The sequence below is a fragment of the Microbispora rosea genome (assembly GCF_900156315.1).
In the GTDB taxonomy this organism is placed as follows: domain Bacteria; phylum Actinomycetota; class Actinomycetes; order Streptosporangiales; family Streptosporangiaceae; genus Microbispora; species Microbispora rosea.
Window position 1 is genome coordinate 16,103 of record NZ_FTNI01000032.1, and the last position, 23,543, is coordinate 39,645.

Below are 23,543 nucleotides of genomic sequence, written 5' to 3' on the forward strand. Positions count from 1 at the left end.
CTACACAATGGGCCGTGTTTCGTGATGTCCTGATTCCATGTACGAGGCTTCCGAGTGGCGCCGAGAGGGAGACACGATCCGCAGGACCGTGGTCGCCCGAGATTTCCGTACGGCCATCGCGATCGTGAACGACATCGCCGAGCAGGCCGAGGCGCTCAACCACCATCCCGACATCGACATCCGATGGCGCACCCTCCACCTGGCGCTGACCACCCACGACGCCGGCGGTCTGACCGACCTCGACTACAAGCTCGCCGCCCGCATCGACGCCATCGTGGCCGACCACGAGTCCGGACAGTCCTAGATCTGGAGCGCGTTCAGCGCGGTGAGGAGCTGCTCCTCCTCGCGGGCGAAGTGGGCCTCCAGCTCGGCCGACAGGCGCGTGAGCCTGTCCATGAGAGCGGCGGGGTCGCCGGTGCCCGCCTCGCCCACCGCCGTACGCAGGTCCTCCCTGATCCCGGCCAGCCGCACGTGCTCTTCGCGCAGGCGGTCGAGGGTCGGGGCCAGCCCCGGAAAGGTCCGCTCCAGCAGGGGGAAGCCCCGCTCGTTCTCGTTGACATGGTGCTCGTGGAAGGCCGTGCAGAAGGACAGGCAGCGCTCCCGCAGCGCTCCCTCCAGGCCGCGACCCGGCAGGCTCACCGGGCTGCCCGCGGCGAGCCCGTCCTCGACCGCGGCCAGCAGCGCGGCCATCTCCGCCCGCAGCCCGTCGTGGATCCGCACCAGCTCGTCGCCGAGCGCCCGGGCGCGTTCGCGGTCTCGCCGATAGAGGGCGACGACGGGGATGACACGGGAGGTACGGGCCTGATAGTCGGCGAAGACCGGCGCCAGCTCGGCCTGCCGGGCGTACATGCGGTCGCGCTCCTCGCCCGAGAGCGGTACGGCCGTGGCGGTGAACGTCTCGATCGTCGTCCCGTCGCCCGCCTCGACGGTCACGGTGGGATTGGCCAGCAGGTTGTGATACCAGTCCGGGTGGCGTGGCGCGCCCGCGTAGGAGGCGAACACCAGGATTCTTTCCCCGTCACGCCGGCAGGCGACCGGGTTCGTTCGGGCCGCGCCCGTTCTGGCGCCGGTGGTCGTCAGCAGGATCAGCGGTGTCCCCTCGAACGGTCCGCCGACCACGCCGGCATTCGCCCGGAACTCTTCGATGATCTTGTCGTTCCATTCGGACATGCGACGATGACTCCCGAGCCTCAGAAGTATTTGCTTTGATAGCAAAGCTATTTTGGAGATCTATCTATGTCAACGGATGAGGGACTGAGCCTGGATGAGGGGGTTCGCACCCTCCTGCTGCTGATGCCGCGTCTGGTGGGGCGGGCCAAGCGCATGCCGGTCCCCGAGTCGCTCCGGACGCTCGATCTGGCGCCACGCCACCTGTCGCTGCTGTCCTACCTGCTGTTCGACGGTCCGCTCACGGTAAACGAGCTCGCCGCCCGGCTGGAGGTCACCCCGGCGACCGTGAGCCTGATGGTGGGCGACCTCAGCCGCAAGGGGGTCGTGGACCGCCGCGAGGACGACGCGGACCGCCGTCGCACGATCGTGAGCATCGCCGAGGCCAATCGGGAGGCCGTCGACGCCTGGCTCGCCCGTGGCGCCGGTGCGTGGCGCAGCGCCCTGGGGCCGCTGACGAGCGAGCAGCGGCGCATGTTCGTCGAGACGCTCCGGGCGTACGAGCGAGCCGTCACCGGTGACGCGGAGTAATCGATCGGGCCCTAGGTCTCGCCTGTGATCCCAGCTTGTCGGCCCGCGAGCTTGCCGCGTGCTCACGGAGCGTGAAAGAATTCATACAGGTTTTCGAATCCCATGAGGAGGTGCGATGGATCTGTTCGATATCGATCCCGACCGCCCTCGTCGTTCGAATAACACTGGCGACGGCTGGTGGGACCGGTTGACCGCGGGCTCGCCGTTGTGGTCTGCCGATGGCTCTTCCGCCCGCGAGTACTTTCCGATCATCGACCTCCAGCCGCCGCGGCACACGAGCGCGAACACGAGCAACGGCGCGCCCGGCACCGGGAGCCCAGGCAGCCCGGGTGCGGACGCCGCCGGCGCGGACGGCCCGCGTGCCGATGACCTTGGTGCCGATGGTCATGGGGTTGGCGCAGGTGGTCGCTCTCGTGCTCGGTCGTCGTGGGTGCTGGTGGGGTCGTTGCGGGAGTCGGCGCAGGCGTTGGCGTTGGCGCCGCTTCCCGAGGATGCGGATGTCTGTCTTGCTGAGGCGGAGGATTTGCTGTTCGCGCGGGACCGGATCACCTGCGCGCTGGCCGATCGGGTGGGGCGCGTGCATGCCGCTGGGCGGGCCAAGCAGCATGGGCATGCCTCCACCCGCAGCTGGCTGCGTACCGCCGCCGGGATGAGTGTCGGCGGTGCGGGACGTCTGCTGACGTTGGCGGTGGAGCTGGCGCGTCTGCCGCGGGTGCGGGAGAGGTTCGCCGCCGGGCAGTTGGCGGCGGGGGTGGTGGAGGCCATCTGCACCGCCACCGCGAACCTGTCCGATGAGCACGCCGGTGTGGCCGAGCCGATCCTGCTGGAGCTCGCAACCAAAGCAGGCGCGGCGGAGGTGGCCAAAGCCGGCCGCTACCTGCGGGCGGTGCTGGACCCTGATGGAGAGGACCGTGATGAGCGGGCCGAGTACGGGCGGCGATTCCTGCGGGTGCGCCCTGGGCGGGGCGGCGGCCTGGAAGGGGAGTTCTCCCTCCCCCGCGAAGCGGCCGCCCGGCTGCGGGCCCTGCTGGACGCCTACGCCAAACCCCGCGCGGAGGGCGATGACCGGCCGCTGAGCGTGCGCCAGGCCGATGCCTTCATCGCCCTGCTGGAGCAGAAGATCGCCACCGAACTCCTGGTCCTGGTCAACGCCGAATCCCTCCCCGCCGACCCGGCCACCGACCCCGCCACTGACGACGCCAGCGACCCCCACCCTGCCGACTCCGACCTCGCCGCCACCGCCGAAGGCACCAACACCTCTGCCCCCGCCGCCGACGACACCAGCGGCTCTGCCCCGGGCGAGGCCGCCACCAGCGACCCCGCCGAAGCCGAGACTGAGGCACATGCCGGTGCCGATGGAGCCGCGGACGCCAGTGCGGGGAGCGATGCCGGTGCCGATGGAGCCGCGGACGCCGGTGCCGGAAGCGCCGACCGTGCCACCACCGGTCCCCGCGATGAGGAGTCCCGCCACCCCGGACCTGGCGAGCGCGGGGCGGATGAGTACGGAACCTCTGAGCGTGGGACCGGTAGGCGCGCGTCCCGTGAGCGCGGGGCTGGTGAGCGGCGGGCCGGTGAGTGTGAGCCGCGTAAGGCCGCGAGCGCCGTCTCTGCCGAGGGCGACGACACCGCGCCCGTAGAGGGCGATGACTGCGGCCGTGCTGTGGCACAGACTGGGGCACCGGACGCGGTGCGGCGCGGGTCAGCATGGCCTGCAGACGGTGGCGGGCCTTCGAACCCAGCGCCTTCGGACGCAGCGCCTTCGAACCCGGCGCCTTCGGGCATAACACCTTGCGGCACAGCGCCTTCCGAGGCAGCGCAGCCGGATCCTCCTCCCGAGGACAACTCCGCGCGGCGTACCCACGCCGGGCCTCGGCCTGCGGGGGAGTACCCGCGTGGGCAGGACACCGCATCGGCCGGAGAGCCGCCGGGGAGGCTACGCGGGACGGAGCCGGGGGCGCTGTTCGGGATAGCGCCAGGGGCGTTGCTGGGGACGGTGCCGGGGTTGTTGCTGGCGACCGGGCAGATGCTGCCCGTCACCAGCGTGCACCGCCTCGCCCGCACCTCGACTCTCCTGCGGCTGGTGATGGACGCCGAAGGGCAGGTGCTCGACATGGGCCGCAAGGTCCGCCTGGCCACCCCCGCCCAACGGAGGGCGATCTTCGCCCGGTATGCCACCTGCTGGGTCGACGGCTGCCCGCTCCCGGCGACGATGTGCCAGATCGATCACGCCGACGACTGGAGCACCGGCGGACTCACGGACCTGAAGCTGTTGGGCCCGGCCTGCCAGTTCCACAACCGCGACCGCTACCAGCACCCCCACCGCTACACCCGCCGCCAAACCGGCACCGACCGCTGGACCTTCACCTACCACCCACTCGCAGCCACACGGCTACGGAAATGACGACCAGGGCCGACGCGAGGGATCGAGGGAGCGGAGCGGAAGGAAGCGAGGACCGCAGCGAAGGCCCAGCGGAGCGGGCTTCGCGAGGACCGGAGGTTGCTTCCGGCGCAGTGACCGGGGCCAAGGCTAGTGCGCCGCACACCGTACGCCGTGCGCCGGCTCGACCGAGGCTCGCAAATCCTGCGTCGCCTCGGCTGTGGCCCGCAAATCCTGCGCTCGGCCGAGTCCCGCGAACCGTGCGCAGGTTCGGCCAAGCTTCGTGAGCTAGTCGAACAGCCCCGGCGGGGGAACGGGGGAGAGGACGGCGTCGCCGTCGTGGATGGGAGGGGCGCCCGCGACCAGGCGGGTCAGGTCCTCGTCCGCCAGGCATCGCGCCTGGGTGAGACCACCCGCCGCCTTCCTGGTGAGCGCCTCGATGGGCAGGTCGCCGCGCGAGGCCGCCAGGACGACGTTGCCGAATCTGCGTCCACGCAGGATGCCGGGCTCGGCCAGTAGCGCGGCATGCGGAAAGACCCGGCTCACGGAGGAGGCGACCCGTTTCACGAACGGCAGGCCCTTGCCGTCCGCCACGTTGATCAGTGCCATGCCGGAGGAGCGCAGGACGCGGGCGATCTCCGTCATGTACTGGACGGTCGCCAGCTCGACCGGCATCGTCGCGCCCGAGAACGCGTCGAGCACGAACAGGTCGGCCGAGTCGTCACCGAGGCCTGTCGTCGCCGCGCGGCCGTCCACCACCCGGACCTTCATCCGGGGCACCGACTTGAGGTTGAGCTGGTCGCGTACGAGCTGAACCAGCCCGGCGTCGGGTTCCACGACGATGTGCCGGGAGCCGGGCCGCCGCGCGGAGATGTACCGCGGGATCGTGCACGCCCCGCCGCCGATGTGGACGGCGTCGAGCGGGCCTTCGGGCAGGCAGTCGATCACACTCGCCATGAGCTGCGTGTACGAGAAGTCCAGATAGGTGGGATCGGTCAGGTCGACGTACGACTGAGGCACGCCGTCCCTGATCAGCATCCACCCGTCGGGCCGGTCGAGGTCGCGCAGGAGCTCCACCTCGCCGAAGGTCACCGGATAGCGGCCTGGCAACGGTTCTCTGCTCCTTGCCACCTATGACTCCTTTCGCGTGATATGAGAACCGTATGCGGAACAGGGCCCTGCTCGCCCTCCTCATGGTCGCCGCGGCCATCTTCGTCTTCGGCGTTGCCGGACTCATTGTCTCCGGCATGCAGGATCCGGTCTCGGACTTCGTCGCCGCGCCGCGGGGGACGTCCGCGCCCGGCGGACCGCAGACGCTCCAGCTCCGCCCGGTGTCCTCTCCCGAGCCGTCTCCCGCAAGCTCTCCGGAGGGCTCTCCGGACGAGACGGCCGCCGCCTACTTCCAGGCCTGGGTCAAGAGCGACTACGACGCCATGCGCGAGCTGGTCGAGGATCCCCCGGACGACTTCGCGGACCAGCACCGCGAGTTCGAGGACGCCGCCCTCTCCAAGTCGCTGCGGATCACGGTGGGCGACCTCGTACGCACCGGGGAGGAGACGGCCGAGATTCCCTTCACCCAGGAGCGCGACGAGCAGGACGCCGGCACCTGGCGCTTCGACTCCAGTCTGCAGCTGGCGGTACGCGACCTCACCTGGAAGGTCGTCTGGTCGCCGTCCGTCCTGCATCCGGAGATCCAGCCCGGCGGCAGTCTCGTGAGGACCGAGCCGGACGTGGGGCCGCTGCGACCGGTGACGAGGGGAGGGCGGGAGTTCCCGCGGGACTCGGGCGCCGAGGCGTACCTCGACAACCTGGTGAGCCAGGGGGTGGCGCCCGCGACGGGGGTGGCCGTGGGATGGGAGCTGGAGGTCGACAACCCGGGCATGCCGGCGAAGACCGTTCTGTCCTACAAGCCGGAGAAGCCGCCGGCCGGCGTACGGACCACCATCGACTACGCGGTGCAGGCCGCGGCGGCCCGGGCGCTCGACGGCGTGCAACGGGGCGCCGTCGTGGCCATACGGCCGTCCACGGGGGAGATCCTCGCGGTCGCCGACCGGCTGGGCGGCCTGGGGGCATTCCAGAACAAATACCCCCCCGGCTCGACGTTCAAGACGGTCACGGCGGCGGCGCTGCTCAACAACGGGCTGTCCCCCGACAGTACGGTGGAGTGCCCGGCGTCCTACCAGATCCCCTTCAATCGGTCGATCCAGAACTACCACAACGAGGACCACGGGACGGTCACGCTGCGCCAGGCGTTCGCCCTGTCGTGCAACACCACGTTCGCCCGGCTGACGGTCGAGCGGCTGAACGGCGACACGCTGGTCGACCAGGCCAGGGCGTTCGGCTTCGGCGTGTCGGGGGAGAACGCCGGCACGAGCACGTGCGGCAGCCTGCGGCGGCCGGACAGCACGGACGCGCTCGCCGAGGATTCCTTCGGACAGGGCACCGTGGAGGCGACCCCGTTGTGCATGGCGCTGGTCGCCGCCGCGGTGGAGAGCGGCGAGTGGCGGCCGGTCCGCCCGCTGGCGGACGAGGCGCCGCAGGGGGAGCTGCCGCAGAGCGTGCCGCTGCCGTCCAACGTGGCGGATGGGCTGCGCTCGCTGATGAGCGCGGTCACGATCGACGGGACCGCCGCCGGTGCCGGCCTTCCGCAGGGGGTCGCGGGAAAGACCGGCACCGCCGAGGACGGGCGGGGCGGGCAGGACCACGCCTGGTTCATCGGCTATCGGGGCGACCTCGCCTTCGCCGTGTTCGTCGAGCACGGCGGCACCGGCCGTGGCGCCGCCGTCCCCATCGCCGCTCGCTTCCTGAGGGCGCTTTAAGCCTCACACACCGGGCCAGGCGAACCGGTGCGTGTGGATCCCGAAGTAGGTGAACGCCTCGGCCCTGGTGACGCCCGGCACCCGCTTGACGTGGTCGTTGAGCACGCTGAGCAACTCGGCGGGCTCCCGGCACACCACCTCGGCGAACAGGTCGAACGAGCCCGCCGTGAGCACCACGTAGATCACGCCGGACAGCTCGCTGATCCGGTCCGCGACCTCGTGCACGTCGCTGTCGACGCGGACGCCGATCAGCGCCATGACCGGCAGGCCCAACGCCATCGGGTCGGTGACGCCGACGATCTGCACGACCCCCTCGTCGCGGAGCCGCTGCACCCGTTGCCGTACGGCGGGAGCCGACAGGCCGGTGGCCTCGGCGAGCGCGGTGTAGGAGGCCCTGCCGTCCCGCTGCAGCTCGCGCAGCAGGACCCGGTCGACCTCGTCGAGCGTCATGAGACCAGGTCCGCCACGGCCGCGGCGAACACCTCGTGGTGGAGGTCCACGTCCGCCTCGGTGGTGGCGGGGGACATCAGCGCCATGTTGTGGAACGGCGTGAGCAGCACGCCCCGGTTGGCCAGGTAGATGTGCAGGTAGTCGTCCAGGTCGGGGTCGCCGGCCGCGTTCGACTCGCCGCCGTTGCGTGGCGCGGGATTGGTGAAGCGATACTCGGCGCGCGCCCCGAGCTGCGTGACCGACCACGGCAGGCCGTGCGCGTCGATCACCTCCTGGACGCCCTTGGTGAAGCGGGTCGCCAGCTCGGTCATGGCGGCGAACGCGTCGTCGGTGAGCACGTGTTCCAGGGTGGCGCGCATGGCGGCGACCGACAGGGCGTTGCCGGCCAGCGTGCCGCCGACACCGCCCATGTCGACCAGGTCGAGCCCGTCCATCGCCTCGACGCGCGCGGCGACCTCGGCGGACAGGCCGTAGCCGCCGCTCGGGATGCCGCCGCCGATCGCCTTGCCGATCGTGACGATGTCGGGGGTCAGGTCCCACGCCTTCGTGCAGCCGCCCGGGCCCGCCGAGAAGGTGTGCGTCTCGTCGTTGATCAGCAGACTGCCGTACCGCAGGGTCAGCTCCCTGACACCCTCCAGGTAGCCGGGCTCGGGCAGCACGATGCCGATGTTGGTGAGGGCGGGCTCCATGAGGACCGCCGCGACGTCGCCGTACGCCAGCTCGCGCTCCAGCGAGGGCAGGTCGTTGAACTCAACGACGCGCGAGGTGACGGTGGGATCGACCGGAGCGCCGACGTTGCCCTCGCGGGACACCTGCCGGCCGTCCGGGCCGACCACGAGCAGCACCTCGTCCACGCTGCCGTGGTAGCAGTAGCTGTTCACGAGGATCCTGGGCCTGCCGGTGATCGCCCTGGCCAGCCGGATCGCCCATCGGTTGGCGTCGGTGGCCGTCAGCGAGAAGCTCCAGTAGGGCACGCGGAACCGGCGGCCCAGCTCGGCGCCGACCCAGGCGGCGTCCTCGGTCGGCATCATCACCGTGGCGCCGCCCCGGCGGCCGAACCGGTCGGCGACGGCCTCCACGGTCGCCTGAGGGGAGTGCCCGGCCATCGCGCCGGTGTCGCCGAGGCAGAGGTCGACGTACTCGTGGCCGTCCAGGTCGGTGACCCGGGCGCCGCGGGCCTCGGCCAGGTAGAGCGGGAAACCCGCGGCCGTCTTGTTCATCCACGTCATCGGCACGCCGCCGAACAGGTGACCTCTCGCCTGCTCGTACGCGGCGGCCGAGCGCGGGTTGCGCTTCCGGAACGCGTCGCGCTCGCGGTCGAGCAACCGGGCCAGCCGACTACGGTCGATCATCATCCCTGCCTCAGAAAAGATCGCTGCGCTCCGTATAAACCCACGGAATCTGAAGCAAAGGTACACAATCGGATTCGAATCGTCAGCAGTCTGCCCGTGATGAGCTTCTCGGGCGTGGGACCTACCCTTGTGGCCTGAAAAATGTTCTCTTGAGGTGCTATCTAGGCGGAAACCCTTCACATAGATGCCCTGATGTGAGGGAATCATCTCGTTTCCCAGTATGACGCGGAGGCGAAATGGACCCCACCACTGTGCACGACGCCCTCGCACGGCACCTGCTCGTGGACGGCTACCGCCTCGTGCTCGACCTGGACAGGAGCGCCGGCTCCTGGCTGGTCGACGCTCGGGACGGCCGGAGATACCTCGACTTCTACACGTTCTTCGCGTCGTCGCCGCTCGGGGTGAACCCGTTCGCCGACGACCCGGAGTTCGTCGCACTGCTCGGCCGGGTGGCCGCCAACAAGCCGGCCAACTCCGACATGTACACCGTCCACCTCGCCGAGTTCGTGGAGACGTTCCGGCGGGTGCTCGGCGACCCCGAGCTGCCGCACCTGTTCTTCGTCGAGGGCGGCTCGGCGGCCGTGGAGAACGCGCTCAAGTGCGCCTTCGACTGGAAGAGCCGCTGGAATGAGGCCCACGGCCGCCACCCCGGCCTCGGCACGCGCGTCCTCCACCTCACGCGGGCCTTCCACGGCCGGGGCGGCTACACGCTCTCGCTCACCAACACCGACCCCGTCAAGACCGACAGGTTCCCCCGCTTCTGCTGGCCGCGCGTGGACGTCCCCGCCATCCACTTCGGGGACGTCGAGCGGGCGGAGGAGCGGGCGCTCGCGCAGGCCAGGGAGGCGTTCGAGCGGTTCCGCCACGACATCGCCTGCTTCATCGCCGAGCCCATCCAGGGCGAGGGCGGCGACAACCACATGCGCCCCGAGTTCCTCCAGGCGATGCAGGCGCTCTGCCACGAGTACGAGGCCCTGTTCGTCATGGACGAGGTGCAGACCGGCGTCGGCCTGACCGGCACCCCCTGGGCGTACCAGCAGCTCGGCCTGGCCCCCGACATCGTGGCATTCGCGAAGAAGGTCCAGGTCGGCGGCATCATGGCGGGCCGCAGGGTGGACCTCGTGCCCGACAACGTGTTCCGGGTCAGCGGCAGGATCAACTCCACCTGGGGCGGCGGCCTGGCCGACATGGTGCGCTCCCGCCGGATGCTGGAGATCATCGAGCGCGACGCCCTGATCCCGAGGGCGGCCATCCTGGGCGAGAAGCTGCTGGGCGCCCTCCAGGGCCTGGAGGCCGAGGGCCTGGTCGCCAACGCGCGCGGACGCGGGCTGATGTGCGCCTTCGACGTTCCCGACCCCGGCGGCCTGGTCGCCCGGCTCCGGGAGGAACGCGCGATCCTGGTCCTGCGCTGCGGCGAGCGGTCCGTACGGCTACGCCCTGCCCTGTCCGTCCAGCCGGACGAGCTTGAGTACGGCCTGGCCGGGCTGCGCGCCGTCCTCGCCGGGGATCGGGCCGGGGGCTGACGGCGCGGGTGGCGCGGGTTCGCCGCGCCACCGGCAGATGGCCGTCATCCTCGAGTCCACGCCCAGCTTCGCGTAGATGCGGTTGACGTGGTTCTTCACGGTCTTCTCGCTCAGGAACAGCAGCCGCGCGATCTCGCCGTTGGAGTGACCGGTCGCGATCAGCTCCATGACCTCGGCCTCGCGCTTGCTCAGCCCCATTCCGGTGCGGTCGTCGATTCTCATCCGGCCTCCGTAGAAGACGATCAGAGATCGCCGAGGCCCCCGCACGGCGGTTGTGAGGCAGCATAACCCGCATCGTCCACCTTTGGGGAAAAGTGCACTGACTTGCCCGGGTCAATGCCCCCCGTGGATCGTGACGGTCTCGAGATGCGGATCGGCGGCGATCTCGGCCGCGGTGAAGCGTTCAGTCACCCACCCGCCGCGCGAGAACAGGGCCGTCTGGTCGGCGTGGTGGGGTGACGCGGGGTTGGCGGACAGGGAGTAGGTGAGGACGGTACGCGTGCGGGGGCCGCCGGGGGTGAGCTCGACGGCCATCATGAAGCTGGATCCGGTGTTCACCTCCGGGTAGCGTCCGTCCGTGCCCAGCGGCCCGCCCGTGCGCACCCGGTCGAAGCAGCCCTCCCCTTCGGTGCAGCCGGGAATCGGGATCGAGGAGTAGCTCTGCGCCTGCCCGGGGGTGAGCGTCAGCGGAATCCGGTTGGACCGGAAGAACAGCACCGCGTCGGCGAATGCCTGCCGCACCGCCGGGTCATCGATCTTCAGCCCTCTCGGGGTGGTCAGCGGACGCGCGGGGTCGAAAGGCACCCGCCACATGGGACGGCCCAGCCGGGTGAAGATCTCGCGCCACAGGACGGCGCCCTCGCCGTCCAGGGTGGCCCGCCCGTCCCACCTCTCCAGCGTCCGGCAGGCCTCGTGGCCGAGCTCGGGGTGGGCACGGCACAGCTTCAGCAGGTCGTCGCGCATCAGCTCGAAGGTCAGGTTGCGCTTGCCGTGCACCGTGGCCTGCAACGTCTCCAGCGTGAAGCCGGGCGCGCCGAGCCCGTCGGCGCCGGACAGCCGCTGGGCGATCATGTCGAGGCTGACCCGGGGGCGCGGCTCCAGTTCGGTGCCCGTCTCGCCGTACGCCTGGGGATAGCCGGTGAGCGGCTTCTCCGGGTTCGTCATCCAGTAGGTGTTGTTGGAGTTGGCGACGTAGTCGGCGCGGACCAGCCTCGGCTGCGTGCCGGGCCCGAAGATGCCCGGCACGACGGCGTCGCCGTCCCTGCCCCACAGGCACGCGGAGGTCGAGCCGTCCAGGACGTACGCGTCGAGGCCCGGAACGGGCGAGGGCTTGGCGCAGCGCTTCGCCTCTGCGTCGGTGACGTGCGGGACGACCGAAGTGTCGGCGAAGTAGGCGGTGCCGCTCACGTCGGTGGCGAGGGTGTGGACGAACGGCATCCCCTGGTGGGTCCGCTGGGCCTCACGCAGCTCGTCGAGGCTGCCCGCCCTGGCCATCGCCAGCCATTCGTCGGCCGCCCGCAGGTTGGCGGCGTTCGCGTCGGCCAGCGCGTACGCGGCCTCGCCGGTCCGCCCGACCGCGAGCACCGGGCCGTAGCGGGAGGTGAGGAGGGTGTGGCCGGAGAGGGTGCCGTCCGGCAGCGCGACCTCCACCTCCTGCTCGCCCATCGGCTCCGCCCGGCCGTCGACCGTGTAGCTGTGGCCGCCCGCGAGTGCCAGCCGGTAGACGGTGAAGCGCTGCGCGTGGGAGACGGTGTGGGTCCAGGCGACCTTGGCGTTGTGGCCTATCTGGACGACCGGGGTGCCGTACAGGCTGCCGCCGGAGACGTCGAGCACGCCGGGGATCGTGAGCTGGACCTGGTAGAAGCGGCGGATCCCCTGCCAGGGGAAGTGCGGGTCGGCCAGCACCATGCCGCCGCCCCCGCGGGTGGCCTGACGGCCGAGGACCCAGGCGTTGCTGCCCGCCGCCGGCGGCTCAGGCTTCGGTCTCTCGGGTTCGGCCATGCCGGTGATGGCCTCCTTCAGGCTGGAGCTGGAGACCATCCGGCTGAGGTCGAGCAGGTTGTTCCACATGTCGGTGGCGGTGATCGGGCCGACCCACGCCTTACCCCGGCATCGGGGATCGGGCAGGTTCGCCACCCCGGTGTCCTCCAGGTAGCGGTTGTATCCGGCGACGTAGCCGTCCACCAGGCGGCGCAGCTCGTCGCTCGGGCCGACCGGCGCGGGCCGGGCCAGCAGCCGCCGTACGACGCCCGAGGCGGCGACGCTCTTGTAGTAGACGTCGCTGGTGAGGTTGGCGACCGGCTTGGGGTCGTCGGACTCGGCCTCCGGCCCGAAGTGGCGGGAGCGCTCGCCGCGCAGGGTCACCACCCAGGAGGCCAGGGTGCACAGGTTGTCCTGGGCGAAGGCGTAGCCGTATCCGAAACCGAGGCCGCCGTAGTCCTTGGCGGTGATGTGCGGGATGCCGTATTCGGTGCGCCGGATCGTGGCCGAGTATCCCGCGTCGGCCGCCTCCGCCGGGGGCACGGGAGGGGCGAGCAATGCCAGCGAGATCGCCGCGGCAGGCACGAACTTCACGGGAGCTCCTATTCGAAACGCGCGTTGTCGGGCGTGGTCATGCGCCGCAGCAGCGGCAGCGTGGTGAGGATCACCAGGAGGGACGCGGCCAGGCCGCCGCCGAGTGAGGTGAAGTAGACAGGGCCCGGCATGGCCGTCGACGCGCTCTTCATCGCGAGGGCGTCGATGAGCGGCTCGGCCACGCCGAAACCGGCGACCGCGGCGAGCGCGGCGGCCAGCACGAGCGGCAGCGCCGACTCCAGCAGCACCACCGCGGCCAGGGTGCGCGTGGGCGTGCCCGCCAGCCGCAGCAGGGTGAACGGCTGCCTGCGCTCCACCAGCCCGCCGCCGGCCGCGACCACGAGGCCGCAGGCGCCCGCGACCAGGGTGAGCCCGACCATGGCCAGCGCGACGTTCTCCGCCCGGGTGTACAGGTCCGCCCTGACCTGGGCGATCTCGGCGAAGGTCATCGGCGCTTCGACGGTGTAACCGGCCAGCAGGGTGCGCAGCCGCTCCAGTGTCGCCGTGTCCGGCGTGGTGATCATGACGGCCGCCAGGTCGAGCCCGTCGGCGGAGGCGGTCGGGCTGTCGGGGCCCGCCAGCGGAAGGAGCCTGTCGACGGTGAGCGGGTTGTCGGCGCCGACGATGCGGGCGAAGTTGCCCGCCACGGCGTGCGTGTTTGCGGGGCAGCGGCCCAGCACGGGGAAGAGGGCCAGACCGGCGCACTCGACGACGTACGGCGTGGGCGGCGGGCCGTCGGGCCGTGGGGGAACCTTCCCCGTGTCCACCCGGCCGTAGATCGGCAGCACCTCCACGCCCGAATGGGCGCGCAGCCGGGCGAGCAGCTCCGTCCCCGCCCGCGGTGACAGGCCGGAGACGCCCGGCCGCTCGAACGTGGCGCCCAGGACGTCGTTGAGCGTGCCCCCGGCCACCTTCTGCTGGCCGGCGACCACAGCAGGCACGAGGGCCGCGATCGTCGTCCCGATGAACACCGCCAGGACCAGTCCGCTCACCGACCTGAAGGCGGTCTTCGGATCGGCGGCCAGGCGCCGCGCGGCCAGCAGCGTCGCCCCGCCCCGGGTCAGCCGGGCGGCCAGGCGCGCGGCGACCATGGTCAGCCAGGGCCCGGCCAGCATCAGCCCGACCATGATCAGCGCGAGCGCGACGACGGCCAGAAGCTCGTCGGGCTTGCCGTTCCGGTACACCGGGCCCGCGAACATCCCCAGTCCCACCAGCAGCGGGATCACCCGCCACGCCCGCGGCGGGGACGCGGCGGTCTTCCTCGCCACACCGAGGGGCGAGATCCGCACCCGGCGCAGCGACCACAGGGCGGCGCAGGCCGCCACCACCGGCACACCGCCGAGCACGGCCGCGTACTGCCAGGCGTGCGGGGCGACCAGGTCGGGGAAGAACCGCGCACCGGTGATCCGCACCCCGGCCACTGCAGGCCGTACGAGCTGGAAGATCGCGAGGCCCGTCAGCGCGCCGGCCAGCGCGCCCAGCGCCGCGTCCACCGCCGCGAGCACGTTGATCTGCCGCGTGGTGGCGCCGACCAGGCGGATCGCCGCGAAGCGGGTCTCGCGGCGAGCCGCGGCCAGCCGGGTGGCGGTGCCCACGAGCACCAGCAGCGGGACGATCAGCCCGACCGCGGCGACGCCGAAGGCGAACCGGTAGACGTCCCCGCTGTCGTCGACGGCGGGCATGGTGCCGACCTCGTCGATCTGCCTGGCGCCGGGCAGGGCGGCGACCTGATCCGGCGTCCGTCCCACCACGGCGACCAGCTCGCCGGGCCCGGACAGCGCCGCGTCGCCGATCAGCCCGGCGCGCGTGCCGGGGAAGCGGGCGGCCAGCTCCTCAGGCGGCGCCGAGTCCAGCAGCCCGGCCAGCGCGGGCGAGGCGTAATACTGCCCGGGGCCGGGCATGCGGGACAGGCCGGGGACGACGGGCGCCCGCGTGCCGAGCGCGGCGGCGTCGAGCCTCTTGATCGTGCGGCCCGCGTAGAAGTCCTCGCGGTAGCTCCACAACGCGCCGTCGGCCGTCGCGTCGAGGGCCCAGCCGCTGGGCGCCGAGCCGGTCGTGCACTCCCAGCAGGGACGGCCGTCGGTGGCCTGGAACGCGTTGAACAGCGACAGCGTGGCCAGCAGCACCGCGACACCGGCCGCCACCCCGACGACGATCATCGCCAGCCTGGCCACCGCCTCCCTGCCGCTGCTCAGCGACAGCCGCAGGCTCAGCCGGATCATCGCATGGCCCCGGTTGCATAGGGGTCGAAGACCCGGCCGTCGCGCACCACGACCTCCCGATCGGCGCAGGCGGCGACCCGGGCGTCGTGGGTCACCACGATCACGGTCGCGCCCTCCTCGCGGGCCAGGCCCACCAGCAGGTCCATCACGTGCTCGCCCGTGAGCGTGTCCAGCGCGCCGGTGGGCTCGTCGGCGAACACGACCCGCGGCCGCGTCACCAGCGCTCTGGCGATCGCCACGCGCTGCGCCTGCCCGCCGGACAGCTCCCCGGTGCGCCGGCCGCCCAGGTCGGCCAGCTCCAGCCGTTCGAGCCATTCGGCCGCGCGCCGCTCGGCGTGCTTCCTCCGGGTGCGGCCCAGCAGCAGCGGCAGCATCACATTGTCGGCCGCGGTCAGCTCCGGCACGAGCTGGCCGAACTGGAAGACGAAGCCGAAAGCGGTGCGCCGCAGCTCGCTGCGGCGGCCGTCGTCGAGGGTGTCCAGGCGGCGTCCGTCGAACCACACCTCGCCGCTGTCCGGCGTGAAGATGCCGGCCAGGCAGTGCAGCAGCGTCGACTTGCCCGACCCGCTGGGGCCCATGATCGCCACGACCTCGCCCGCGGCCACCGACAGGTTCGCCTCGCGCAGCGCGACCGTGCTGCCGTAGGAGCGGCTGACCTCCCGAGCCTCGACGATCACGACGCACGCACCATCTCGGCCAGCGCGCCCAGCCGGGCCTGGGTGACGTCGATCCACCGCAGGTCCGCCTCCAGGTGGAACATGGCGTGATCGGCCAGCAGGGCGTCGGTCAGGGAGCCGCCGCGCTTGACCTCCGTGAGCTCCCGCATGCGCCGCATGTGCGTGGCGCGCTGCGCGTCCAGGTAGCCGGCCGCGTCACGGCCCAGCATCAGCGCCAGCACGACCTTGGTGAACAGCACCGTCTGCAGGTACGGCTCGGCCGCGACCGGCTCGGTCAGCCACGTGGCGACCTCCTGCCGGCCCAGGGGGGTGATGGCGTAGCGCTTGCGATCCGGCCCGTCGCCCGGCTCGCTCTGGCCGGTGACCTTGCCGTCCCTGGCCAGGCGGCCGAGCGTGGAGTACACCTGCCCGAAGGGCAGCGGCCTGCCGCGGCCGAAGAAGGTGTCGTAGTCGCGTTTCAGGTCGTATCCGTGGCTCGGCTCCCGCTCCAGCAGGCCGAGCAACGCGAGGGGAACGGTCATGCCCGCAGGCTATACCCCGAGGGTATACACGCGGGGGATAAGTACCGATGAAAAAGCGAACGGCCGGTCCGTAGGGACCGGCCGTTCGCCGCTAGGGTGAGTGATGGGACTTGAACCCACGACATCCAGGACCACAACCTGGCGCTCTGCCAGCTGAGCTACACCCACCATGTGCGCCGTTCGAGGCGTACGAAGAAAGTGTAGCGGCATTTCGGAGTTGTTCGCGCCTCAATACCGCCACGTGCGGAGGTCAGGGCCCGGAGACGGCCTCCGCGACCTCGCGGGCGGTGGCGGAGTCGGGGCCCGGCTGCGGCACGAAGACCGCGGCGCGGTAGTAGCGCAGCTCCCGGATGCTCTCGGTGATGTCGGCCAGCGCCCGGTGCCCGCCCTGCTTCTCCGGAGAGGCGAAGTAGACCCGGGGATACCAGCGGCGGGCCAGCTCCTTGATCGACGAGACGTCGACCATCCGGTAGTGCAGGAACGTGTCCACCAGCGGCATGTCCCTGGCGATGAAGGCGCGGTCGGTCGCGATGGAGTTGCCGCACAGCGGCGCCTTCTTGGCCTCGGGCACATGGGAGCGGATGTAGTCGAGCACGACGGCCTCGGCCTCCGCCAGGGTCACCCCCGTCGCGAGCGCCTGGAGCAGCCCCGAGGCCGTGTGCATCTCCCGCACGACCTCGGACATCTGCTCCAGCGTCTCGGCGGGGGGCTTGATGACGACGTCCACGCCCTCATCCAGCTGGTTCAGCTCGCTGTCGGTGACGATACAGGCCACCTCGATCAGCGCGTCACGGCCGAGGTCGAGCCCGGTCATCTCACAGTCGATCCAGACCAGCGGGTCAGTCATGGCTCAAGAGTAATGCTGAAGGGTAAATGGGGACGTCACTGAGACTGAAGAGAGTCCTCCACGCGCTTGAGGACCGACTGGTCCAGGTTGTCCGGCACCGAAACGTACAGCATCGCGGGACGGGCGTTCTGACCGCGGTCCACCAGGACGATCGCGCCCTTCTCCTTCTTCCACTTCAGGCCGTTGGCCTCGGCGACCTTGGTGAAGTCCATCTCGAACTCGATGACCCAGCCCTGCTTGCCGCTCACGGTCAGCGCCTCGTTGCGCAGGATCTTGTGGTCATGCGGGATGCCGTAGAAGTCCTGGTCGAAGGTGAGCAGCAGGGTCTGGGACAGCTGCCCCAGACCCTGGGAGCCGCTGTAGGGGTAGATCTGGGGCACCTCGGCGGTGTAGACGCTGCCGACCCAGTCGTTGCCCCTGCCGTCGTAGTTCGCCTGGGACGTCGCCGTGCAGCCGCTCGTCCACAGCGGACTCCGCTGGTCGGCGGGGTTGTTGATGTCCTTCGACTCCGGCACCTGCCACTTGTCGCCGGGGTACGCGTACGACAGGCCGGTCACCGGGTCCTTGATGCGGTCGCCGGCCGGCTGGGGGAGCTGGGGCAGCGGCGGCGCGGACTGCTGCGGCTCCTGCTCGGGCGGCACAGTCTGGTCGAGCTGCGGCGCCGTCGCTGTGGTGTCCGGCCGGGCGTTGGCCGTGTAGGCACGATCGCGCAGGACGATGACCGCACCACCGATGACCAGCGCGAGCACCACCACCGTCGCGATGCCGCCCACGATCCACGGCCAGACCGGGGCCGTACGCCGCGGCGCGCCGAACTCGGGCATCGGAAGCTGCGCCGTCTGGTTCACAGGCCCCCATTGGGGCTGCGTCTGCTGTGGGGCCTGCAGCGGTGCCTGCTGTGGGGCCTGCTGTGGGGCCTGAGGCGCCCCGGCCTCCTGCCCGGGAGCGTGGGTGGCGTCGGTCCACTGGGTGCCGTCCCACCATCGCAGGAGAGGGGAGCCGTACGGGTCCGGATACCAGCCGGCGGGGGTCGTCGTCATGCGCGCCACACTAATGAAATCAGCATTTGTAGGTGAAACTTGCCTTGTCCTGGATCGGCTTTCCGGACGTCGTGGGGGACAGGACGCGGAGCGTGGCCGTGCCCTTGAACGATCCCGATCCGGTCACCTTCCAGTGCAGGGGGAGGTCCACCGACGTGTCTCCCGAGGAGGTGCGCTGCTCCCCCTCCAGCGGCTTGCGGCCGTCGCTGCGGATCCAGAGGTAGCGGATCGACCCCGCCTCGCCGTTGGTCGTGACGACGCCGACGAAGTCGGCCTGGCCGTCGCAGCGCACTGTCTTCTTGGGCGCCTTGACGTCGACGTCGCTCACCGCGAGCGGCGCGCCGGGCGTCTGGCGCAGCCACAGGATCACCGCCGCGATCAGGATCGCCAGCAGCAAGGTCCCCGCCCAGGCCGTCGAACGCCTCCGGCGCCGCCGGGGAGCCGGACCGCGGGTTTGGGTGGCCGTGATGGCGGCGGAGGTCTGCCCGGCCCGCCAGATCTGCGCGGCCGTGGTCTCGGTCGGGACCCCGGGCCCGAACCGCATCATCACGTCGCCGGGGCCGTCCGCCGCGCCCGGCAGGTCGAGCAGGGTCACCGCCTCCCCGCCGGAAGAACCGGCGGCCACGCCGGCGGCAGGGCCGATGGGGAGATCGGGGGACGTGGGCGCGGACAGGCCGTGGGCCGCGCGGGCCAGCCCTTCCCTGCCCACCCCGGGGAACGCGTCGCGCTCTGCGAGCAGCGTGTCCCGCGCGGCGGCCAGTCCGTGGGCCGCGGCGGCCGACGCGCGCCGCAGCGCCGCCGCGGCGTGTCCCTGACCGCAGTTCGCGGCCAGTGCGCCGGCGAGCGCGGCCCAGGCCGCCACGTCCTGCTCCGCGGACGCGTGCTCGCCCCGCAGCGCCCGCAGCAGGCCGCGCTCGGCCAGCAGCACCGAGCCGTCCTCGCCGATCACGATGGTCCCCGCGTGCAGCGCGCCGTGGGCCGCCCCGGCGGCGTGCACGGTGAGCAGCGCCTGCGCGGTCTCCAGGAGCACGGTCGCCGCGCCGCCCGGGTCCAGGCGGCCGGCGGCCATCAGGTCGGCGACGGCCGGCGTCGCCCGTGTGGTGATCAGCCAGACCTCGTCGCGCGCGGCCACCAGGTCGATCACGGGCAGCAGCCCGATCGGCCCGCCCGACTGGAGACGCACGTCGGCGCCGACCGTCGCGACGAGCCGCTCGCGTGCCCCGGCCGTCGCGACGGCCGGGGGATCGAATAACAGCGCGCCGGACGGCCGTCCGTCGGGGGACACGGCGTCCGCCCAGGTGCCGACCTCGCTGCGCCGGGTGCGGCCGGTGAGCCGGTGCCCCGCGACCGTCGCGCCTTCTCGCATCTACCGCCGCCTTCGGTGCCGTCCGCGCATGCGTCCCATGGCCAGTGTGGCGGGAACGAGGCCGATCGTCACCAGGGCGGCGGCGAGCCCGCCCGTCGGAGTATCGGAAGGAGGGGTGGGCGAAAGCGTCAGCCGCGGCGGCGGTTCGGTCGTCGGGGACGGGGGCGTGCCCGGATTGCTCTGTGTCGGCGTCGGCTGGCTGGTGGAGGGCTGCGTCGTCGGCCGAGTGGGCCGGGTAGTGGGCCGTGTCGTGGGCGGGTTGCTGGTCTGGGCGGGGCTGGGCCGCGTGCTCGTCGGCGTGTTGCCGCGCGGGTCCACCGTGACCGAGTCGTCCGAGGGCACGGGCTTCGGCGACGGCCTCGGCTTCGGGGTCCGCCTGATGGTCGGCGTGGGCCTCGGCTTCGCGGTCGTCGAGAGGCTGGGCCTGGGGGTCGCCCGCTGGGTCGCGCTGGGCCGCACGGTCGGCGGCGTCGTCGGCGGGGTGCTCGGCTCCTGGCCGGTGGCCGCCGGGGTGGGGGTGGCGTCCTCGGGCTGCTCGACCGGCTCGTCGGTGGGCTCGCCGCCGGAGTCGTCCTCCACCTCGATCGAGGAGGGATCGATCGCGGGCGGGCTCGACGTCTCGATCGTCGTCCCCGCCTGCAGGGTCGTGCCGCCGCTCACGGTCTGGACCAGTGCCACCGTTCCGCCCGCGATCACGACCATTCCGGCCAGGGTCAGGCCGATCTTCATGCGGGTCTGGCTCAGCAGCCCGCCGAGCTTGGTCTCGGCCAGCGCGGTGCCGGTCTCGGGGTCGTTCTCCCTCAGCGGGAAGAACGGCACGAGCAGACCGGCGAGCGCCGCGAGCCGGCGCCGTCCGCGCTCCTCCCAGGCCGGGCCGTACGCACCGGCGGCGATGGTCTCGAGCTCCCGCAGGAACTCCTCGGCCGACGCGAACCGGTCCTCCGGCCGTTTGGCCATGCCGCACTCCACGAGGTCGCGCAGCGGAGGCGGCACCTCGTCGACCGGAGGAGGGGTCGCCTGGTGCTGGCGGGCCAGCGCGGCCATGTTCTGCGCCCGGAACGGCCGTCCGCCGGTGAGGCACTCGAAGAAGACGACGGTGGCGGCGTAGACGTCGCTCGCCGGTCCGGCCTTGCCGCCCGACCACTGCTCCGGGGCCATGTACGGCGGCGTACCGGCCGCCCTGACCCCCTCGCCGGCCTGCGCCGCGATGCCGAAGTCGACGAGCTTGCTGGTGCCGTCGGCCTCGACCATGACGTTCTCGGGCTTGTAGTCGCGGTGGACGACGCCGATGGAGTGCGCCGCGGCCAGGCCGAGCAGCGAGCCCTTGAGCACGGCGAGCGCGGCCTCGGGACCGGTCGGGCCCTCCGAGCGGAGCATCGCGCGCAGCGAGACGCCGTCGATGAGCTCCATGACGATGGCGGCGCCGCGCGCGGTCTCGACGTACTCGTAGAAGCGCGCCGCGTGGGGGCTGGGGTCCATGGCGGCGAGCAGGCGGGCCTCGTGCCGGAACCGGGCGACGAAGTGGAGGTCCGCCATCATCTCGTCGGACAGGTACTTGATCGCCACAGGGATGTCGTCGGCGTCGTGCCGCGCGAGAATCACCCGCCCGGCGCCCCCGGTTCCGAGTTCACGAATTTCCGTATAGCCGGGGACGCGCCAGGCGCCCGTCTGGCCGTGCATAACGGTCTGTCTCCTCATCGCCTGGGGCCCCCGCCGAATGACGAAACCGTAGCTTAGTGACGCACCGCCTGATGCGCTGAGAAGTCACGATTTAGTCAGACTGGGTTGTCAGTAATAGTCCGATCCCATCCGGTCCTATTTGATGCACGAATCCGTCTGCCGGGTGACCGTGGAGGCGCCGCCCGCCGCGGCCGGGGAGGTCGACGCGGTCACGCCGTACGAGTCGCAGGGCCGGCGGGAGTAGGTGTACGAGGTCGTGACGGTGTAGCCGGTCTTGCCCGACAGGCTGACGGTCCGGGTGGACACGGTGGAGCCGCCGCTCGTCCAGGCGAGGTTCAACCGCACCTCGGAGGTGTTGCCGGTGGTGACGGTGATGGTGGACGTGGCCGTCGTCCCGCTGATGGCCAGGCTCTGCACGCGTACCTGGCCGACGGAGGCGGGGCAGGTCACAGTGACCGAACGCGAGGCGGCGCCGCCCGGGGCCGCGGGGTCGGTCGAGGCGCCGAACGTGACGCTCTCGCCGCAGGGGCGGCGCGGGAAGGTGTACGACAGCGTCCGTGTGTAGGTCCTCGCCCCGGACAGGCGGACCGTCTTCGTGCCGCCGTCCGCCGAGGGCGCGGAGAACCGTCCGGTGAGGTCCACCGGGCCGGTGCCGTCGGTGGTCACCGTCACGGTGGCTGTCACGGTGGCCGACGCGGCTCCGGCCGAGGACACGGCCGGTGTGCCGACCCTCAGCGCGGTGACCGAGGTCGGGCACGGCGGAACCTTCGCCGTGGCCTCGCGGGCGCCGCCCGGCGCGGCCGGGCGGGTGGTCACGCTCATGCCCCAGGTGCCCGAGCAGACGCGGCCGAGCCCGCCGGAGACGGTGCGGGTGTAGGACGTCGCGCCGCGGAGGGTGAGCGTGCGGGTGGCGGTCACCGTGCCGTTCGCGGTGAAGCGCACGGTCAGGGTCACCGTGCCCGGCCCGCTCGTCCTGACGGTGACCGTGCCGGCCCCGGTCGCGCCGTCCTCACCGGTTCCGGCCCGGTATGACAGCCCGCCGACATCCAGGTCGGCGACCGTGCTGAGCGACGGAGAAGGCGACGGCGAGGGTGACGGAGAGGGCGACGGCGAGGGTGACGGCTTCACCGACGGTGTGGCCGAGGGCGTCGGGGAGGGCGTCGGGGAGGGTGCTGGAGAAGGCTCCGGCGAGGGCGTGACCGATTCCGCGACGGCCGCGTCCGGAGTCTCCCGGGGCGTCTCGCTCGGTGTCTCGTGCGGTGTCTCGTGCGGTGTCCCGCTCGGTGTCTTCTTGGGGACGACCGGCGACGCGGACGCCGCGACGGTGCGCGTCCCGGCCGAGCCGAGGGCGTACGCGCCGATGCCGCCGCCCGCGACCACGATCAGCACGGCCCCGGCGGTGAGCAGGACACCCCTGCTCCGCAGCGACCGCAGCGCCGTGGTGAACAGCGAGGTGCCGACCTCGGGGGGACGTGCCCGGTTCAGCGGGAACGTCGCGGCCAGGGTGGCGGCGAGCGCGGCCAGCCTGCGACGGCCTCGCTCCTCCCAGTCCGGGCCGTACGCGGCCACGGCGGCCCGCTCCAGCTCGGCGACGAACGCCGCCGCGCTCGCCGGCCGCAGCGCGGGGTCCTTGGCCATGCCGCGCGCGACCAGGTGCCGCAGCGGTTCCGGGACCTCCTCGACCGGTACGGGGGCCGTCCTGTGCATGTGCCGGAGGACGGAGTGCTCGGTCGCCCGGTAGGGCCGGTGCCCGGTCAGGCACTCGAAGAAGACCGCGGTCGCGGCGTACACGTCCGACGCCGGCGAGGTGGCCGTGCCCGTCCACTGCTCGGGGGCCATGTACGGCGGGGTGCCGGCCGGGGAGCCGGGGGCTCCTCCGGCCCGCACCGCGATGCCGAAGTCGGCGAGCTTGCTCGCCCCGTCGGCGGTGACCAGCACGTTCTCGGGCTTGTAGTCCCGGTGGACGACGCCGGTCGCGTGCGCCGCGGCCAGGCCGAGCAGGGAGCCCTTGAGGACGGCGAGCGCGGCCTCGGCGCCCGTCGGGCCCTGCTCGCGCAGCAGCGCTCGCAAGGTGGGACCGTCGACCAGTTCCATGACGATCGCGGCGCCCCGCCCGGTCTCCAGGTACTCGTAGAGCCGCACCACGTGGGGGTCGTCCAGCTCGACGAGCAGGCGGGCCTCCTGCCGGAAGCGAACGACGAATCCCTCGTCCCGGCGCAGGTCCTCCGACAGGTACTTGATCGCCACCGGGGCGCCGGACCACTCGTGGACGGCGAGAACGACGCGGCCGCCGCCTCCCGCGCCCAGCTCACGCGTCACCGTGTAGCCGGGCACATTCCAGTGCTCGGCGGAACTCATGCGGCCTCCCTGGTCGATGAACGGTCGGCCGTAGTGTCG

19 protein-coding genes and 1 tRNA gene are annotated in these 23,543 nt (G+C 71.9%); 5 read left to right on the forward strand and 15 right to left on the reverse strand.

The window, feature by feature from the left end:
* The first annotated feature begins 37 nt into the window (after positions 1 to 37).
* Positions 38 to 304, forward strand: coding sequence for a 4a-hydroxytetrahydrobiopterin dehydratase (locus BXA11_RS33685; RefSeq protein ID WP_036408806.1), 267 nt, complete (start codon positions 38 to 40; stop codon positions 302 to 304).
* Here BXA11_RS33685 and BXA11_RS33690 read toward each other — a convergent pair.
* The gene (locus BXA11_RS33690; protein ID WP_076441093.1) at positions 301 to 1,170 is read right to left on the reverse strand and encodes a nitroreductase/quinone reductase family protein; all 870 of its coding nucleotides are present in this window, start codon (positions 1,168 to 1,170) and stop codon (positions 301 to 303) included. The two genes, BXA11_RS33685 and BXA11_RS33690, sit on opposite strands and share 4 nt — an antisense overlap.
* A gap of 66 nt (positions 1,171 to 1,236) precedes the next feature.
* On the opposite strand from BXA11_RS33690, the gene BXA11_RS33695 reads away from it, so the two are divergent.
* Complete coding sequence (locus tag BXA11_RS33695) at positions 1,237 to 1,698, forward strand: MarR family winged helix-turn-helix transcriptional regulator (RefSeq protein WP_076441095.1); 462 nt, start codon at positions 1,237 to 1,239, stop codon at positions 1,696 to 1,698.
* 115 nt (positions 1,699 to 1,813) lie between these two features.
* A complete protein-coding gene (locus BXA11_RS33700) occupies positions 1,814 to 4,099 on the forward strand; it encodes an HNH endonuclease signature motif containing protein (protein WP_083744772.1) in 2,286 nt (761 codons plus the stop codon).
* 264 nt (positions 4,100 to 4,363) lie between these two features.
* Here the strand turns inward: BXA11_RS33700 and BXA11_RS33705 are convergent, their stop codons facing one another.
* On the reverse strand, positions 4,364 to 5,206 hold the full coding sequence (locus BXA11_RS33705; protein WP_036408802.1) for a spermidine synthase: 843 nt from the start codon (positions 5,204 to 5,206) through the stop codon (positions 4,364 to 4,366).
* Positions 5,207 to 5,238: 32 nt separating this feature from the next.
* Between BXA11_RS33705 and BXA11_RS33710 the strand changes: the two genes are divergently transcribed.
* On the forward strand, positions 5,239 to 6,894 hold the full coding sequence (locus tag BXA11_RS33710) for a penicillin-binding transpeptidase domain-containing protein (RefSeq protein WP_083744773.1): 1,656 nt from the start codon (positions 5,239 to 5,241) through the stop codon (positions 6,892 to 6,894).
* A 3-nt stretch (positions 6,895 to 6,897) separates the two neighbouring features.
* Here BXA11_RS33710 and BXA11_RS33715 read toward each other — a convergent pair whose 3' ends face one another.
* Positions 6,898 to 7,344, reverse strand: a complete 447-nt coding sequence (locus BXA11_RS33715) for an Lrp/AsnC family transcriptional regulator (RefSeq protein WP_030511648.1) — start codon at positions 7,342 to 7,344, stop codon at positions 6,898 to 6,900.
* Positions 7,341 to 8,696 (reverse strand): transaminase, encoded by a 1,356-nt coding sequence (locus tag BXA11_RS33720; RefSeq protein ID WP_204053959.1) that lies wholly within the window; start codon positions 8,694 to 8,696, stop codon positions 7,341 to 7,343. Before BXA11_RS33720 ends, BXA11_RS33715 begins: the two co-directional genes overlap by 4 nt.
* Before the next feature lie 236 nt (positions 8,697 to 8,932).
* Here BXA11_RS33720 and lat point away from each other — a divergent pair, with 236 nt between their 5' ends.
* Complete coding sequence (gene lat / locus BXA11_RS33725; RefSeq protein ID WP_076441101.1) at positions 8,933 to 10,219, forward strand: L-lysine 6-transaminase; 1,287 nt, start codon at positions 8,933 to 8,935, stop codon at positions 10,217 to 10,219.
* Here lat and BXA11_RS45535 read toward each other — a convergent pair.
* The 11 genes from BXA11_RS45535 to BXA11_RS33780 form a co-directional block, all read right to left on the reverse strand.
* Complete coding sequence (locus BXA11_RS45535; RefSeq protein ID WP_083744774.1) at positions 10,127 to 10,441, reverse strand: helix-turn-helix domain-containing protein; 315 nt, start codon at positions 10,439 to 10,441, stop codon at positions 10,127 to 10,129. The two genes, lat and BXA11_RS45535, sit on opposite strands and share 93 nt — an antisense overlap.
* A gap of 111 nt (positions 10,442 to 10,552) precedes the next feature.
* On the reverse strand, positions 10,553 to 12,793 hold the full coding sequence (locus BXA11_RS33735; protein WP_076441103.1) for a penicillin acylase family protein: 2,241 nt from the start codon (positions 12,791 to 12,793) through the stop codon (positions 10,553 to 10,555).
* An 8-nt stretch (positions 12,794 to 12,801) separates the two neighbouring features.
* Positions 12,802 to 15,015 (reverse strand): FtsX-like permease family protein, encoded by a 2,214-nt coding sequence (locus BXA11_RS33740; RefSeq protein ID WP_076441105.1) that lies wholly within the window; start codon positions 15,013 to 15,015, stop codon positions 12,802 to 12,804.
* Complete coding sequence (locus tag BXA11_RS33745) at positions 15,012 to 15,692, reverse strand: ABC transporter ATP-binding protein (RefSeq protein WP_076441107.1); 681 nt, start codon at positions 15,690 to 15,692, stop codon at positions 15,012 to 15,014. The genes BXA11_RS33740 and BXA11_RS33745 overlap by 4 nt, the downstream gene beginning before the upstream one ends.
* On the reverse strand, positions 15,689 to 16,213 hold the full coding sequence (locus BXA11_RS33750; protein ID WP_076441109.1) for a PadR family transcriptional regulator: 525 nt from the start codon (positions 16,211 to 16,213) through the stop codon (positions 15,689 to 15,691). The genes BXA11_RS33745 and BXA11_RS33750 overlap by 4 nt, the downstream gene beginning before the upstream one ends.
* 95 nt (positions 16,214 to 16,308) lie before the next feature.
* Positions 16,309 to 16,381, reverse strand: a tRNA-His gene (locus tag BXA11_RS33755).
* Between the two features lie 82 nt (positions 16,382 to 16,463).
* The gene (orn, locus tag BXA11_RS33760; RefSeq protein ID WP_076441111.1) at positions 16,464 to 17,060 is read right to left on the reverse strand and encodes an oligoribonuclease; all 597 of its coding nucleotides are present in this window, start codon (positions 17,058 to 17,060) and stop codon (positions 16,464 to 16,466) included.
* 35 nt (positions 17,061 to 17,095) lie between these two features.
* The gene (locus tag BXA11_RS33765; protein WP_076441113.1) at positions 17,096 to 18,100 is read right to left on the reverse strand and encodes a DUF2510 domain-containing protein; all 1,005 of its coding nucleotides are present in this window, start codon (positions 18,098 to 18,100) and stop codon (positions 17,096 to 17,098) included.
* A 19-nt stretch (positions 18,101 to 18,119) separates the two neighbouring features.
* Positions 18,120 to 19,466, reverse strand: a complete 1,347-nt coding sequence (locus tag BXA11_RS33770; RefSeq protein WP_076441115.1) for a protein kinase family protein — start codon at positions 19,464 to 19,466, stop codon at positions 18,120 to 18,122.
* Positions 19,467 to 21,146 carry a serine/threonine-protein kinase gene (locus tag BXA11_RS33775; protein WP_076441117.1) on the reverse strand — a complete coding sequence of 560 codons (1,680 nt, stop codon included), beginning with the start codon at positions 21,144 to 21,146 and terminating at the stop codon, positions 19,467 to 19,469. It abuts the gene before it with no gap.
* Between the two features lie 135 nt (positions 21,147 to 21,281).
* Positions 21,282 to 23,504 (reverse strand): serine/threonine-protein kinase, encoded by a 2,223-nt coding sequence (locus tag BXA11_RS33780; RefSeq protein WP_076441119.1) that lies wholly within the window; start codon positions 23,502 to 23,504, stop codon positions 21,282 to 21,284.
* Positions 23,505 to 23,543 lie beyond the last annotated feature (39 nt).